The organism is Phocaeicola sp., assembly GCF_048170425.1.
GTDB lineage: Bacteria > Bacteroidota > Bacteroidia > Bacteroidales > Bacteroidaceae > Phocaeicola.
Map to the genome: position 1 here is coordinate 1 of NZ_DBEXBB010000234.1, position 16,701 is coordinate 16,701.

Annotated in this window: 11 protein-coding genes; all 11 read left to right on the forward strand. The window is 42.9% G+C overall.

Features of this window, described 5'->3' with window-relative positions:
- On the forward strand, window positions 1-637 hold a 637-nt coding region (locus ACMJ0U_RS09340; protein WP_417129696.1), incomplete at its 5' end, for a TolC family protein.
- A gap of 23 nt (window positions 638-660) precedes the next feature.
- Window positions 661-1,695: an HlyD family secretion protein gene (locus tag ACMJ0U_RS09345; RefSeq protein ID WP_417129697.1), complete on the forward strand. Its 1,035-nt coding sequence runs from the start codon at window positions 661-663 to the stop codon at window positions 1,693-1,695.
- A gap of 2 nt (window positions 1,696-1,697) precedes the next feature.
- Window positions 1,698-3,299: a hypothetical protein gene (locus ACMJ0U_RS09350; RefSeq protein ID WP_417129698.1), complete on the forward strand. Its 1,602-nt coding sequence runs from the start codon at window positions 1,698-1,700 to the stop codon at window positions 3,297-3,299.
- A 54-nt stretch (window positions 3,300-3,353) separates the two neighbouring features.
- On the forward strand, window positions 3,354-4,181 hold the full coding sequence (lgt, locus tag ACMJ0U_RS09355) for a prolipoprotein diacylglyceryl transferase (RefSeq protein WP_417129699.1): 828 nt from the start codon (window positions 3,354-3,356) through the stop codon (window positions 4,179-4,181).
- 181 nt (window positions 4,182-4,362) lie between these two features.
- The gene (locus tag ACMJ0U_RS09360; protein ID WP_417129700.1) at window positions 4,363-6,705 is read left to right on the forward strand and encodes a TonB-dependent receptor; all 2,343 of its coding nucleotides are present in this window, start codon (window positions 4,363-4,365) and stop codon (window positions 6,703-6,705) included.
- A gap of 126 nt (window positions 6,706-6,831) precedes the next feature.
- Window positions 6,832-8,703 (forward strand): GH32 C-terminal domain-containing protein, encoded by a 1,872-nt coding sequence (locus tag ACMJ0U_RS09365; protein WP_417129701.1) that lies wholly within the window; start codon window positions 6,832-6,834, stop codon window positions 8,701-8,703.
- Between the two features lie 21 nt (window positions 8,704-8,724).
- Complete coding sequence (locus ACMJ0U_RS09370) at window positions 8,725-10,917, forward strand: alpha-galactosidase (protein WP_417129702.1); 2,193 nt, start codon at window positions 8,725-8,727, stop codon at window positions 10,915-10,917.
- A gap of 59 nt (window positions 10,918-10,976) precedes the next feature.
- Window positions 10,977-12,137: an MFS transporter gene (locus tag ACMJ0U_RS09375; protein ID WP_417129703.1), complete on the forward strand. Its 1,161-nt coding sequence runs from the start codon at window positions 10,977-10,979 to the stop codon at window positions 12,135-12,137.
- A 4-nt stretch (window positions 12,138-12,141) separates the two neighbouring features.
- The gene (locus ACMJ0U_RS09380) at window positions 12,142-13,026 is read left to right on the forward strand and encodes a carbohydrate kinase family protein (RefSeq protein ID WP_417129704.1); all 885 of its coding nucleotides are present in this window, start codon (window positions 12,142-12,144) and stop codon (window positions 13,024-13,026) included.
- 325 nt (window positions 13,027-13,351) lie between these two features.
- On the forward strand, window positions 13,352-16,129 hold the full coding sequence (locus ACMJ0U_RS09385) for a substrate-binding domain-containing protein (RefSeq protein WP_417129705.1): 2,778 nt from the start codon (window positions 13,352-13,354) through the stop codon (window positions 16,127-16,129).
- Between the two features lie 64 nt (window positions 16,130-16,193).
- Window positions 16,194-16,701 (forward strand): DUF3256 family protein (locus ACMJ0U_RS09390; RefSeq protein ID WP_417129706.1); only part of this gene is annotated, 508 nt, incomplete at its 3' end.

The window sequence follows — 16,701 nt, forward strand, 5'->3', positions numbered from 1 at the left end:
GGAGAATACGGTATTTGCACCCGATTCGGCTTTGTTGGAAAGAGAAATTCTGACGTTGACAGAGAATGACTGGCAACAAATGGCTGTACAGACTCATATAGGATTGAAGGAGTCGCAAACTGCGGTGCAGGTAAATGAACAGAAGGTGAAACTGGAGCGTTCTGCACGCTTGCCGAAAATATCGTTGATGGCTGCGGAACACTTGGATGGTCCGATTACAATCGAAGTACCGGTGTTGGATAATAACTTTAATTACTGGTATGTGGGAGTAGGAGTGAAATATAGTCTTTCTTCTTTGTTTAAAAATAGTCGTAAACTGAAGCAGGCTCGCTTGGAAGTTCGTAAGGCAGAGGGAACTCGTCAACTGGCGCTGGAGCAGGTGGAGAATGCGGTTCAGGCTGGGTATGTGAATTTTTTAACGGCTTTTACTGATTTGCATACACAGGAGAATAGCGTGAAGCTGGCGAATGAGAATTATGAGGTGACGAGTAATCGATATGAAAATGAAATGGCGTTGCTGACCGATATGCTGGATGCCAGTAATATGAAGTTGACTGCTGATCTTGGATTAGTTAATGCCCGCATCAATGTGGTATATAATTATTATAAGATGAAATACATTACCCATACATTATAGAAAACCGATAAAATTGAACTGTTATGATGACAAGAAAAACAAAAAAGTTAATTTACAATACATTTATTATTTGTGTATTATGCATAGGGCTGGTTTATGTCTGTGCTCGTTTTATTCATTTAGGAAATGTGGAGTATACTGACAACGCACAAGTAAAGCAGCACATTACACCGGTTAATACCCGGGTATCTGGATTTATCAAGAAAATTTATTTTGAAGAATATAAACCGGTTCATAAGGGAGACACCTTGTTGGTTATTGAAGATACTGAGTTTCGTTTACGCTTGGCACAAGCTGAGGCTGATCTTGCTAATGCTCTTTCGGGGCAGGAAGTAACAACAGCTGGTATTGTTACTGCTCAGAATAATTTGAGTGTGAATGATGCCAGTATAGAAGAAGTACGGGTACAGATGGAAAATGCGGCTCGTGAGTTGGAACGTTATAAAAAGATGTACGAAAAAAATGCAGTTACCCGACAACAGTATGATAATGTGCAGACTGCGTATGAAGCGGCTAAAGCTCGCTATGAACAAGCTATGCGGGTAAAACGCTCCACTTCTTTGGTGAAAAGTGAACAGACACGAAGACTAGGGCAGAATGAGGCTGCGGTCCGGGTTGCACGAGCTGCTGTAGAGCTTGCTAAATTAAACTTGTCTTATACGGTGATTGTGGCTACTTGTGATGGGGTAACAGGGCATAAGGATATTCACGAGGGCCAATTGGTGCAGCCCGGACAGACCATGCTCGACATTGTAGACGGTGGTGACTTGTGGGTAATAGCCAATTATCGGGAAACGCAGATTTCTCATATTCAGGAAGGGGCTGAAGTGATGCTGACAGCGGATGCGGTACCAGGAATAACTTATACTGGAATTGTAGAATCAATATCGGATGCGACGGGAGCTGCTTTTTCTATGATTCCACAGGATAATGCTACCGGAAATTTTGTGAAAGTAGAACAGCGTGTTCCGGTACGTATCAGTCTGAAAGGGAATTCGGCAGATAAGCTGAAATGTCTGCGAGCTGGGTTTAATGTAGAATGTAAAGTGAAATATTGATTATGGGAGCACCTGCGTTGAACGGTCCTTTTACTATGCCCATGTTCCGGGACTTTGTGCCTCGGAAATGGCAGCCGTGGATTTATGTGTTTTTTGCCTTTACGTTTCAGTTTTCCGGAGGGCTTTATTTGGGCACGTTGAATCAAATGATGGGGGAGACTACGCTTATGCGCGAAGACTTGCTGATGTGCCTGTATGCCAACCTGTCGGGAATGGCTATTTATTTCCCTTTGCTTTTCCGGATGAAGTTCCGTTTTACGAACAAGACTTTATTAATTGCGGCTTCATTGGGAGTATTGGTATGTAATCTGGCGGCTCCTTATATTACTTTTTTACCGCTTCTTTGGGCTGTTTGTTTCGTAGAGGGAATCTGCAAGATTCAGGGAACTTTTGAATGTATGTCAAACATTCAACTTTGGATGACTCCCAAGCGAGATTTTACAGTCTTTTTTCCGTTATTGCATATTGTTATTTTGGGTAGTATGCAGCTTTCAGATATTCTGGCTACTTACCTGATGTACTATTATCATTGGACTTATATGCATTGGTTTATGGGAGGGGTCATGCTTTTCAACCTGTTGGTGCTATATGTTTGTACGAGGCATTTTCGTATCATCAAGAAATTTCCTTTGTTCGGTATCGACTGGTTAGGGGCGGTTATCTGGGCTGCTTTGTTGCTGGAAATTGCTTATTTCTTTGATTATGGGGACTGGTATGACTGGTGGAACAGTCCGGTCATTCGTTCGCTGGCTGTCATTATTGTGGTTACGGCAGTAATAGGTGTCTGGCGGATGTGTACGATACGCCATCCTTTTCTGGAACCGAAAATGTGGACATATCGTTATCTGTTTCCCATTTTTATTCTGATAACTTTGGTAGAAGGATTCTTGTCCGCTGAGCGTGTATTGGAAGAGGTTTTCTACGAAGAGGTAATGCACTATACAGAGATGGTCAGTGTACGGTTGGACTGGTTTGCAGCTATCGGTGTGTTGGCAGGGTGCTTGTTTGCCTATTGGTGGATGCATGTGAAGCGTTTCAACTATCTTCGCTTGCTGATTGTTGGAATAGTGGGACTGGTGCTTTATCTGTCAGGATATTATTTTGTGATTTCTTCCGACATTCATTTGTCTCAGCTTTATTTACTCATTGTGTGTCGTGGGTTTGCCTATGCGGTGTTGAGTGCCACTTTTATGGTGTGCTTGGAAGAAATCATGACTTTCCAGCATTTCTTTCAAGCGTTGAGCGTATTCAATATGTTGCATATGGTAATGGGAGGTGTAATTGGTTCTGCTATTTACACGCAGGGGTTATCCTATTATGTGTCTGATAATCTATCCCGTTATGGGGGAAACATCAATCATGTCAGTTTCAGTCGTGCACCCTTCGATTTGGGAAATTATATGGAGACGTTTGTTTCTTATATAATGGAAATCAGCCTTAAACAATTGTATGGATGGGCGGCTTATGCATGTATTTTTTTGTTATTGTTGTTTTTGCTTTATGATGCTCCTATACGTCGAGAACTGAAACCTATGCCTAGTTGGAGAAGTATTCGTAAAGAGGTAGCTAATTCTTTCATGAAACTTACAGGTAAGGAATCGTAACATTCGTTTCTTTGTCGTATATTTGCCGGTAATAATCGAAAATTTAAGAAGGAAATGACATTTGCGAGCATTGTATGGGATGTGGATCCGGTGCTGGTTCATTTGGGTTCGCTCGAAATCCGTTGGTACGGACTGATGTGGGGGCTGGGATTTATTCTGGCTTACGAAATGGTCTCCCGTTTATTTAAGAAGGAAGGATATCCGGAAAACTGGGCCGATAAACTGTTTGTATATTGTATTGTCAGCAGTGTAATTGGGGCTCGTCTAGGGCACTGTCTGTTTTATGAATGGGATTATTATGGAGCTCATCCGGCAGAAATCCTGAAAATCTGGAAAGGTGGACTGGCTAGTCACGGAGGAGTGTTTGCCTTGATATTGGCCTTAATCTGGTATTCCAAGAAAGTGACGAAGAAAAGTGTGTGGTGGTTGTTCGACTGTATGATACCTGCCGTTGCGGTGGTTTGTATGTGTATCCGTTTTGGCAACCTGATGAACTCCGAGATTTTTGGTTATCCTACGACTTTGCCATGGGGATTTGAGTTTGTCCGCTCGCGTGAATGGCAGGAGTTGTACAATCAGAATGGAGTGGCGCAGGCTTGTCATCCTACCCAGATTTATGAGATGCTTTATTGTCTGGTGGCACTGGTCGTATCATGGTTCATGTATCACAAGCTTCATTTAGGAAAACGAATCGGATTGACTACAGGGGTTTCTTTGCTAATCTTTTTCGGTGCTCGTTTCGGGTTGGAGTTTATGAAGAATCCGCAGGTTGCTGAAGAAGTGGGCATGACTTTGAATATCGGACAATGGTTGAGTGTACCGTTGATTCTGCTAGGAATTTATCTGATTGTAACCAGCGGTAAGCGGAAAGAAGCATTTTAAAAAGACGTATCTTGTAATTGCTTGATAAGTAAATTGTTATAAATGTTTCCTCTTGTTGTAATTTTGTTTCTTTGTAACAAAAATGCAAGGTGAGGAAACATTTTTTTTATATGAATTTCTGAAGTTTCCCTACTTTCGTAGCATCAAAACAATTCAAGTTTAAACTATTAAAGTTGATGCTATGAGAGCAAATATTCAAACCAAACAACGTGTTAGCGCACTTGTTCTTTTATTAGCTTGCGCATGTACAGGTGCATTCGCGCAACAGGATTCTACAAAGGTTGCTTCTAATACGAAAGAAGAAGCTAACCGTAACGTAATGTTGAATGCCGCCAGTGCAAACGGACCTCGTGAAATTCAGATTGGTCTTCCTTCTGCAGATGTGAATGTGCTTGAGAATGGAGTTCCGGTAACCTATGCTACCAATCCGCACAGTGTAAACTCTTTGTGGCGTGCTGATGCCAGCTTGAGCCATGTGGGGTTGTTGAAGATTTCAGAAACTGCCATTACAACCGGTAATATCGGATATGCAGTCAACTCTTTCAGTCAGCTTGGTGAAAAAGGTTTTCATGGAACATTGAATTATAAGTCCAACCATTTTGGCATGCAGGAATTTTCTCTGAATCTGAACGGAGAAATTGCCAAAGACTGGTTCTATAGTGGAAGTATCTATCAGGATTTTGACCCGGGAACATTCAAAATCAAATCTACTCCTTTTCAGGATCGTACACAGATTTATAAGTTTGCCTTGACAAAGCGCTATAATAATAACCGTGGTGAGTTTACAGCTATGTATCATTACAGCAACAGTCATCCGGTGTATATGTATGCCACTCAGTCGGCTCCGTTTGTATACGTAGGCGATGGCAGTGTAAGAGAATTGGGTGCTTTTGCTTTGGGTACGACTTCTTATCTTCCGGTTGATAATGAAATGGTATATCGCGATATGCGTACAGGAGAGTTGAAGAAAACGAACTTGTATGATGCCGTACAGAATAAAGGTAGTGAGTTTACTTTGATGAACAACTACAACTGGGATAACGGTTTGTCTTGGAAAGTAATCATGAAATACGACCATGCGACCGGTTCTTGCGTATACCAGACTCCGATGGAACTTTCACAGCGTGCAAACAGTGCTATCAATTATCAGTATGAAGCAGAAGACGGTAGTATGAGAGCATACGATGGTGAATATGTACAGAGCCGTATGTCTTGCTTGAACCGCGGTTTCATTGATGAAGTGATGTTTACGACGGAATTGTCTCGTAAATTGTCTAACGGAACATGGCGTTTAGGATTGAACGAATGGTATTATGACATTGATTATGCATCAAATACTACGATGTATGACCAGTCTGTACCGACTGACGGAAGTTATCCGGTTCGTCTTTATAATCCGGACTATGCCACATCATCAGCTCGTGTATATGGAGGAAATGGATATTACTATGACTTCAACAAGAATGCATCAGAATATTATAAAGGTCATGAAAACAAACTGGCCGTGTACTTCACTCACGACTGGGATGTGACAGATAACTTTAATCTTTATTACGGTGCGCGTCTGGAATATCAGGCACTTCGTGGAAACAATGCAGCGGTTAAAGATGCCGATGGCAATTTTGTAGGACGTTTTGCTGATTATTATCTGGGAGCTACTGCATCTAATGGAACAAAAATTGAACCGACTCCGATGGAGTATGACTGGTTTAATTACGCACTGAGTGCAGCCGCTACTTATAAGTTGACCAAACAGTTCGGATTTACTGGAGACTTTACTTACATTACCCAGCATCCGAGAATTGAGAACTTTGCTCCGGCAGTATTGCCGAATACCGATAAGATTTCAGTACCTCTGGGACGTGCCGGTATTTACTATAACAATGAATGGTTGAGTTTGACTTCCTTGTTCTCTTATATCTCAAAGACCAATAATAACTCTACGTTGAACTTGCAGCATAGCGTGAATGGAGTAAACGAAATTTTGGCTGCTCCGTTGAACTATGATATTAAGACATTAGGTTGGACCACCGACGTGGTAGCTCGTCCGTTTAAAGGTTTTGACTTGCACTTCCTCTTCACTTATCAGAAGCCGACTTACAAGAAATATGAAACTTCTGTGAAATTCTCAGACGGTTATGTAGGTCAGATTAATGCTACAGGTAACATTGTAGCAGAAATCCCGCAGGTAATCGTGGAAATCGACCCGAGCTATATGATTACAAAAGACTTGAAAATCTGGACCAGCTTCCGTTACTTTAGCAAGACATACGCTAATATCAATGATGCCTATTATTTCAATGGCCGTTGGGAAACCTTCGGTGGTTTGAACTGGCAGGTAAACAAGAAGCTGTCATTAGGTTGTTCAGTAGTGAACTTCCTGAACCAGACTGGTGCAAAAGGAAGTATCGCAGGTGCAGAACTCGTAACGAAGGAAGAAGCTGGAAAATATGCCAATACAGTAATGGCAGGAAGCTATATCCGCCCGTTCACTGTAGAGTTTTCTGCACAACTTAAATTCTGACATTCATTTTTCTATTCCGACAAAAATCCGGCACAGCGATTCAAGGAGTTGTGCCGGTTATAAAAAGTTTTCAGTAGGTATTTTAAAAGAATAATTTGTATTTTTAATCCCATAAAACAACGTATCATGAAAAAGAATTTTGTTAACCTCGCATTAGGAGCGTGTTTTTTGACTGGTATGTGGGCATGCCAATCACAAAAAAGTAATCTGGTATTTGAGCATCAAGGAGATACTTTGACAATCGTGCATATTAAAAATCCTTCTAAATATCTTTTGCTTCCTATTCAGGAGTCATCTGATGAAGGAAAGGTGAAATTAGTGACCGGAAGTCCGGCAGATATGCCAATGGATGTACGTTTGGCAATAGATAGTGTGGAATATTATGTGCCGTTTGAGTTGCCCGCAGGTACAAAAGAAGCGACAGTGACGATTAGTAAAGTAGCCGCAAATGCTGTTTGCTGGGACCACATTCAGTTGTCGGATACCTTTAATACAGCTAATACGGATTATTATCGTCCGGTATATCACCACACACCGCTTTACGGATGGATGAACGACGCCAACGGACTGGTTTATAAAGATGGAGAGTATCACTTGTATTTTCAGTACAATCCTTACGGTTCTAAGTGGGGAAATATGCACTGGGGACATTCTGTTAGTAAGGATTTGATTCATTGGGACCATTTGAATCCTGCTATCGCACGTGACACATTGGGTCACATTTTCTCAGGAAGTACAGTGGTAGATAAGAACAATAGCGCAGGCTACGGAAAAGACGCCATGATTGCTTTCTATACCTCTGCCAGTGATGAACACGGACAGATTCAGTGTATGGCTTATAGCAACGATAATGGGCGCACTTATACAAAATACGAGAAAAATCCGATTTTAACTCCGTTTGACGGTCTGAAGGATTTCCGTGATCCGAAAGTCTTCTGGTATGAACCAGCTCAGAAATGGTATATGATTGTTTCTGCGGATAAGGAAATGCGTTTCTACTCTTCTTCTAATTTGAAAGACTGGGAATATCAGAGCGGATTCGGAAAAGGCTATGGAGTACAGCCGAACCAGTTTGAATGTCCTGACTTTATCCAGCTTCCGGTAGATGGTGACAAGAACAAGATGAAATGGGTGATGATTGTGAATATCAATCCGGGATGTATGTTTGGTGGAAGTGCTACGGAGTATTTCGTGGGTGAATTTGATGGAAAAGAATTCAAGTGTGACACGAAACCGGAAGTAACAAAATGGCTGGACTTCGGTAAAGATCATTATGCAACGGTTTGTTTTTCCAATACGGGTGACCGTGTGATTGCAGTTCCTTGGATGAGCAATTGGCAATATGCGAATGTGACTCCTATCCGTCAGTACCGTGGAGCAAATGCCTTGCCGCGTGAACTGTCATTGTATACGAAGGACGGTCAGATTTACATGGCAGCCAATGCTGTAAAGGAAACGGAAGGCTTGCGTAAAGAAACACGTGCTATTGATAACCAGACCGTGAAAGGTGAAAGCAAGATTGACGAAATCTTCCCGCAGAATGACGGTGCATTTGAAATTGAAATGGATGTAACTCCAGATGCATCTGCCGTAGCTGGAATGGAACTGCTGAACGATAAAGGTGAGAAGACCAAGATTTACCTGGATATGAAAGCAGGTAAACTGGTGATGGACCGTACAGAAAGTGGATTGGTTGCTTTTGGCGAAAAAGCAGAACCTCATGCCATTGAAAATCATGACCGTCGTAAAACGACTTCTATCAACTATAAGAATGACTTTGCATTAGGCACATGGGCACCTCTTTCATTGTGTGAAGGAAAAACTTATCATTTGCAGATTTTTGTAGACAAGTGTTCTGTAGAAATCTTTGCCAATGGAGGTCGCATTGCCATGACAAACTTGGTATTCCCTACAAAACCCTATAATTCTATCCGTCTTTACAGTGAAGGAGGTGATTATAAGGTAGAGAATATGAAGATACATAAATTGGGGTTATAATTCTTAAAACCAGACATGACCATGAAAAACTTTTTTATTACGGCTTTAGGCTTGCTTTGGGGGATTCAGTGCATGGAAGCAGCAGAAGAAAAGGTTATCCGGATTTCAACGGATAATACAGATTTGGTGCTTCAGGTGGCTGAAAACGGACGGCTTTATCAGACTTACTTAGGCGAAAAACTGTTACATGAATCTGATTTGAAGAAACTGGACTGGCAGATACACCCTGCATCAGACGCCAGTGTCTCTCCACGCGGATGGGAAGTGTATTCAGGTTCAGGTAACGAAGATTTCTTTGAACCGGCTTTGGGAGTGACTCATGCCGACGGCAATGCTTCTACCTGGCTTTATTACGTATCTTCTTCCACGAAAGCTGTGGAAGGAGGTACACAGACAGATATTCATTTGCGTGATGACAAATATCCGGTGAACGTAACCTTGCATTACGTGGCTTACGAAAAGGAGGACGTAATCAAGACTTGGAGTGAAATCTCACATCAGGAGAAAAAGCCTGTACAGTTATTCCGTTACGCTTCTACAATGTTGTATTTCAATCGTCCGTCTTACTATTTGACAGAATTCAGCGGAGACTGGGCGAAAGAAGTGCAGATGAGTACACAGAAGCTGGAGTTCGGAAAGAAAGTGGTGGATACCAAGCTTGGTAGTCGTGCTGCCATGCATGCACAGCCTTTTTTCATGGTCGGTCTGGAGTCCCCTGCCGCAGAAAATCAGGGGGAAGTCCTGATGGGTACATTGGGATGGACCGGTAACTTCAGTTTTACTTTTGAAGTGGATAATGTGGGAAATCTGCGTGTGATTCCTGCCATTAATCCTTATGCTTCGGTCTATGAACTTCAGAAGGGTGAAGTGTTTACCACTCCTGAATTTATTTTCACTTTGAGCAATAAGGGTACAGGTGAAGGAAGTCGTCGCTTTCAGAACTGGGCACGGAATTATCAGTTGAAAGATGGAAAAGGTACTCGCCTGACGTTGTTGAATAACTGGGAGAATACAGGATTCGACTTTAATCAGGATATGCTTGTTGACTTGATTAAGGAAACAAAGGAACTGGGGGTAGACATGTTCTTGCTGGATGACGGATGGTTCGGCAATAAATACAAGCGCAGTGATGACAAGGCCGGACTGGGCGACTGGAATGTGACGGCCGATAAACTGCCTGATGGAATCAATGCCCTGGTAGAGGCAGCCGAAAAAGAAGGGGTGAAATTCGGTCTTTGGATTGAGCCGGAGATGGCGAATCCGAAAAGTGAATTGTTTGAAAAACATCCCGACTGGGCAATTCATTATCCGAACCGTGACACGTATTACTACCGTAATCAGTTGGTGCTTGATTTGAGCAATCCGCAGGTACAGGATTATGTGTATGGCATTGTAGACAAGTTGCTGAAGGAAAATCCGGGAATTGCATATTTCAAGTGGGATTGCAACAGCCCGATTACGAATATCTATTCTTCTTACCTGAAAGGTGCACAGGGACGTTTGTATATAGACCACGTGCGTGGCGTGTACAATGTCATGAAGCGGGTAAAAGAGAACTATCCGAATGTTCCGATGATGCTTTGTTCGGGTGGTGGCGCACGCTGTGACTATGAAGCCTTGAAATATTTCACGGAATTCTGGTGCAGTGACAACACAGACCCTGTGGAAAGAGCTTATATACAGTGGGGATTTTCCCAGTTCTTCCCGGCAAAGGCCATGTGTGCACACGTGACGAGCTGGAACAAGAATACTTCTATTAAGTTCCGTACCGACATGGCATCCATGTGTAAGCTGGGATTTGATATTGGCTTGAAAGAACTGAAAGCGGAAGAACTGGAATATTGCCAGCTTGCGGTAGCCAATTGGAAACGCTTGAAGCAGGTTATTTTGGATGGCGTACAATATCGTCTGGTATCTCCGTATGAATCCAACCACATGGCTGTAAACTATGTCAGTCAGGATGCTTCGAAAGGAGTGGTCTTTACATACGACATTTATCCTCGCTTTCAGGAAAAACTGCTTCCTTTGAAGGTGAAAGGACTGGAACCGAACAAGATGTACCGGATAAAAGAAATCAACCTGATGCCGGGTACAAAGTCAGATTTGGAGGCCGATGGAGAATTGCTCTCCGGTGATTATTTGATGAAGGTCGGACTCAATGTCTTTGGTTTTAAACCCACTCAGAGTCGTGTGATAGAGCTGACGGCTGAATGAGGAAAAGACTCTCTGACAGAGAGAAGGCTGAATTTGAACAGGATTAAAAACAAGAAAAAATGACAAATACTCAATTAAAATATGCCAAGCTGTTTCCCGTGATGCTTTGCTTCTTTGCCATGGGGTTTGTAGACTTGGTGGGAATTGCTTCGAACTATGTGAAAGAAGATTTGCACTTGACCGATTCAGAGGCAAATATATTCCCGTCTCTAGTATTCTTCTGGTTTTTGATATTTTCAGTACCTACGGGAATATTGATGAATCGGATTGGAAGAAAGAAAACCGTATTGCTGAGTCTGGGAGTGACTTTCTTTTCTTTGTTGCTTCCAATGTTTGGAGACAGTTATGGCATGATGCTTTGCTCGTTCTCTTTATTGGGAATTGGCAATGCCTTGATGCAGACCTCTCTGAATCCGTTGCTGAGTAATATTATCTCCGGTGACCGTTTGGCCAGTACACTGACATTCGGACAGTTCGTGAAAGCCATCGCCTCTTTTCTGGCTCCATATCTGGCTATGTGGGGAGCTTTGCAGACGATTCCGACGTTTGGTCTGGGATGGAGAGTCTTGTTCCCTATTTATATGGTAGTAGCCATTTTTGCGATTCTCCTGCTTTCGGCTACTCCTATTACAGAAGAACAGCCGGACAAGGCTTCTGGATTTGCCGATTGCCTGAAACTTTTAGGAAAACCTTTTATTCTGTTGTCTTTCCTTGGCATCATGTGTCATGTGGGAATCGATGTGGGTACGAACACTACTGCTCCTAAAATTCTGATGGAACGTATTGGAATGACATTGACAGAAGCTGGGTTTGCCACTAGTCTGTATTTTATATTCCGTACATTGGGATGTTTTTCTGGTGCATTCATCTTGCGGGCCGTATCCTCTAAAGTCTTTTTCCTGATAAGTGTGATTTGCATGATGCTGGCTATGATCGGACTTTTTGCTTTCGATTCTCAGATGGTTATTTACATTTGCATTGCATTGATTGGTTTTGGAAATTCCAACGTGTTCTCTATAATCTTCTCTCAGGCTCTTCTGGCTATGCCCGACAAGAAAAATGAAGTGTCCGGATTGATGATTATGGGATTGTTTGGCGGTACCGTATTCCCTCTTCTGATGGGAGTTGCCAGTGATGCAGTGGGACAGAATGGTGCGGTGGCTGTGATGACAGCCGGTGTGATTTACCTGCTTTTTTATACATTGAAAATTAAACATTAAGACTATGGAAAATACAATAGTTGTTGGAATAGGTGAGGCGCTTTGGGATGTGCTGCCTGAAGGAAAGAAAATTGGTGGAGCTCCAGCTAACTTCGCTTATCATGTGTCGCAGTTTGGACTGGATGGCCGTGCGGTCAGTGCGGTAGGAGAAGATAAGTTAGGAACAGAAATTTTGGAAAATTTCTATGAGAAAAATTTGCATTGCATGATTGAAAAAGTTCCGTATCCCACGGGTACGGTTCAAGTAGAGCTGGATGCAGAGGGAGTTCCTTGTTATGATATAAAGGAAGGAGTGGCCTGGGATAATATTCCTTATACTCCGGCTTTGGAAGGATTGGCCAAGCAGACCACGGCCGTTTGCTTTGGTTCATTGGCTCAACGAAGCATAGTTTCCCGGGAGACCATTAATAAGTTTCTGGATGCCATGCCGCACGAAAATACGTTAAAAGTATTTGATATCAACCTCCGTCAGGGCTTTTATACGAAAGAAGTACTTTGTAATTCTTTCAAGAAATGTAATGTGTTGAAGATAAACGATGAAGAGTTGGTTACCGTAAGCCGTATGTTTGGTTATCCGGGTATTGACCTGCAGGATAAATGCTGGATTCTACTTGCAAAGTATAACTTGAAAATGTTGATTCTGACTTGTGGAGTGAACGGAAGTTATGTCTTTACTCCAGGTAATGTATCATTTGTAGAAACTCCGAAAGTAAACGTTGCTGATACGGTAGGTGCAGGTGATTCTTTCACGGCTACCTTCGTGGCTTCTATTCTGAAAGGTAAGACTGTGCGTGAAGCGCATGAACTGGCAGTAGAGGCGTCGGCATTTGTATGTACTCAGAATGGTGCCATGCCTGAATTCCCTCTGTATTTGAAGGAAAAAATTTAAGCTATTATAGTTTATCTTGTGAAAAATCTCCGGAAGTATGTTTCTGTACTTCCGGAGATTTTTTTGTCTGATAAGATTGGAAAGCCTGCTGAAGATAATGACGCTTCGGCTTTGTCTGTTTTATGTTTTCCGCGTGAAAACCATACGTTTCCCGAAGCGAAAACGTAGGTTTCTCACGCGGAAAACGTATGGTTCCGCTTCGGGAGACATAAAATGAGTAGAGCCGTTGAACGAATAATTGTGGGTCGGTTTCGTGATTTTTGTATCTGTCAGACTGTATAAATCGCTACGATTTTCATACATTTGCAGAAATAGATATGAAAATATGAAACATTTAGTCTGTGGTTGGATAGGTGTGATTTGCTTGCTGCTTTTGTCTGTCGCTTGCTCCCGAAACGAGGCGGACTATACGATAGCCGTATCACAATGTAGTGAAGATGATTGGCGTGCCCAGATGAACAAAGAGATTCTTCGTGAAGCTCTGTTTTATCCGGGGGTAAATGTGGAAGTTTATCAGGCGCATGATGATAATACCTATCAGATTAAGGACATAGAATCTTTAATTGAAAGAAAAGTCGATTTGCTGATTGTGGCCCCTAATGAAGCCGAAGCTATTACGCCGGTGATTGAGAAAGCATACGATGCAGGAATTCCTGTCATCCTGGTCGACCGGAAAATCAATTCTAAAAAATATACAGCCTATGTAGGTGCTGACAATTATGAAATTGGCCGTAAGGCAGGTGAATATATAGCGGACCGTTTAGGAGGAAAGGGACGGGTAATAGAGATTACCGGACTGAGAGGTTCTACTCCAGCCGTGGAGCGTCATCGGGGGATGATGGAAGCCCTGAAGGCCGCTTCGGGGGTGCAGGTGGTGGCTTCTGCTGAAGCCGGGTGGTTCCGGCAGAAGGCTGGGGAGGTTATGGATACGTTACTGGATGCTCATCCACAAGTAGACCTTGTTTTTGCACAGAATGACCGCATGGCCATCGGAGCGTATGAGAAGGCACGCCAGAAGAATCGTGCCGGACAGATTGCGTTTGTGGGAGTTGATGCGGTAGCTGCTGGAGTAGAAAGTGTGGCGGAAGGCAAACTGGATGCCACCTTCATTTATCCCACAGGCGGAGATAAGGTGATTCAGGTGGCCATGGCTATATTGCGGGGTGAACCCTATCAGAGAGAAAATATTCTTTCTACTGCATTGGTGAACCGTGCCAATGCCCGTGTGATGCAGATGCAGATGAAGCATATTCTGACGCTGGATCAGAAAATTGAGCTTTTAAATCGTCAGCTGGATGATTATTTTCTTCGTTACTCTGCACAGAAAATGTTCTTATATGCTTGTGTGGTGATATTGGTGTTGGTTGGATTCTTGTTCTTTTTCCTGGTACGTGCCTTTTGGGTAAAGAACCGGATGAATACGGAATTGTCCAGTCAGAAGCAACAATTGGAGCAGCAGCGTGACCAGTTGCAGGAACAGCGTGATCAGCTGATTGTATTGTCTCGTCAGTTGGAGGAGGCTACACATGCCAAGTTGGCCTTCTTTACCAGTGTGTCGCATGATTTCCGTACACCGTTGACCTTGATTGCAGACCCAATCAATCAGTTGCTGGAGGAAAAGCATTTAGGTGAGAGGGAGCGGAATATGCTGGAGATTGTGCGGAAAAACGTCGCAGTCTTATTGAGATTGATTACTCAGATTCTGGATTTTCAGAAATATGAACATGGTAAACTGGCTTTGCGGCTTTCTGAATTTAATGCGCTGGAATGTATAAAGGATTGGACAGAGGCATTTCATACCTTGGCATTTCGGAAGCATATTCAGTTTGAGGTGAAGGCGGAAGGAGACGCGGCGCAGTATGTGATGGTGGCCGATGCGGAAAAAATAGAACGCATTACCTACAATTTATTGTCCAATGCCTTTAAGTTTACTCCGGAAAAAGGTGAGATAAAAGTTGCGCTTTCACGGATAGAGAAAGATAATCAACCGTATTTATGCATGGAAGTCAGTGATACGGGTATTGGTATGTCGGAAGAACATGTACATCATGTGTTTGAACGTTTTTATCAAATAGATGTGCAGCATACAGGCTCAGGCCTGGGATTGGCTCTGGTAGAGGCTTTTGTGCAGTTGCATAAGGGTACGGTACAGGTGGAAAGTGAAAAAGGAAAAGGTACATGTTTCCGGGTTGTACTTCCGATGAAGCAGGAAGGCGAAGTGAAGGAGGTTATAGAGAAAAATGAATCCTTGAAAAACTTGCAGGAAGGGGCTGTGCTGGATGCTGGACAGGAGACTTTGCATCAGTGGGTTGAAAACGTGGAGGTGGACGGAACAGCAGACAAAGAAGTGGTGCTGGTTATTGATGACAATCAGGATGTGCGTGATTACGTGAAGATGTTGCTGCAAGATAAATATACTGTAATTGAAGCAGTTAACGGGCAGGAAGGCATAAGACAAGCTATGAAATATGTGCCGGATGTAGTGGTATGTGATGTCATGATGCCTGTTATGGACGGTATAGAATGTTGTAAGCGGCTGAAAAGCGAGTTGCAGACGTCTCACATTCCGGTATTGATGCTGACGGCATACGCTATGGATGAACAGCGGATTCAGGGATATGATTCGGGTGCAGACTCGTATCTGACGAAGCCTTTCAATGCCAAACTCCTGCTGGCGCGAATTCGCAACCTGATAGACAATCGGAAGCGGTTGAAGTCGTTCACAGAAGATGCCACAGCTGTAGGCGGAAAACAGCAGCTAGGCGAAGTGGACAAGGGATTTGTGGAAAAACTGAAATCCTTGATAGAAGAAAAGATGGGTAATTCAGATTTGAGTGTAGAAGACTTGGGGGCTGAATTGGGATTGGGGCGCGTGCAGTTATATCGTAAAACAAAATCCTTGACCGGATATGCTCCGAATGAATTGTTGCGCATAGCCCGGCTGAAAAAGGCTGCCTCTTTGCTGGCATCTTCTGAAAAGACGGTGGCCGAAATTACATACGAAGTGGGATTCAGTTCCCCGTCTTACTTCACCCGGTGTTATAAAGACTATTTTGGAGAAAGCCCCAGCGAATTCCTGAAAAGACGGGATGGGAAGAATTGAGAAGGAAAAGATTCTTTCTAAAAGAAATAGTTGTATATTTGGGCACTTTTTTGAATAGCTGGTTATGAAACGTATTTTGATATTGATATTCGTGTTATGTGTATATGGTGCTGCTGGGCGTGCGCAAGATTTGAAAACGCTTTTTGTAGCATTGCCAGATTCATTGTCTCCGCTTTTGACAGAGGTTAATCGGGCTGATTTTGGGGACTTTCTGGAAAGCGGGATGAAGGCAGAGGTGAAGAACCGTTTTGGAAATATGTCGGAAATGACTAAATTGACCTCAGATTATTTATTCCTGAAAACGACTTCTGCCAGTACTTTGGAACTGAAATTACTTCCGTTAAATGACTCCGTGAAAGTGATTTGTGCAGTTTCTACTTATTCGGCTCCAGCGGCTGACAGCCATATTGCTTTTTATGATATGAAGTGGCATGAATTGCCGATTTCTGATTTTTTACAGCTTCCGCAGGAGGATGAGTTTTATTTGAAACCGGCTTCGGCAGAACAGGCTGATTCTTTGAAAAATCTGCGTGCTTATGCAGATATGTATTTATGGAAGGCTGAGCTGTCGG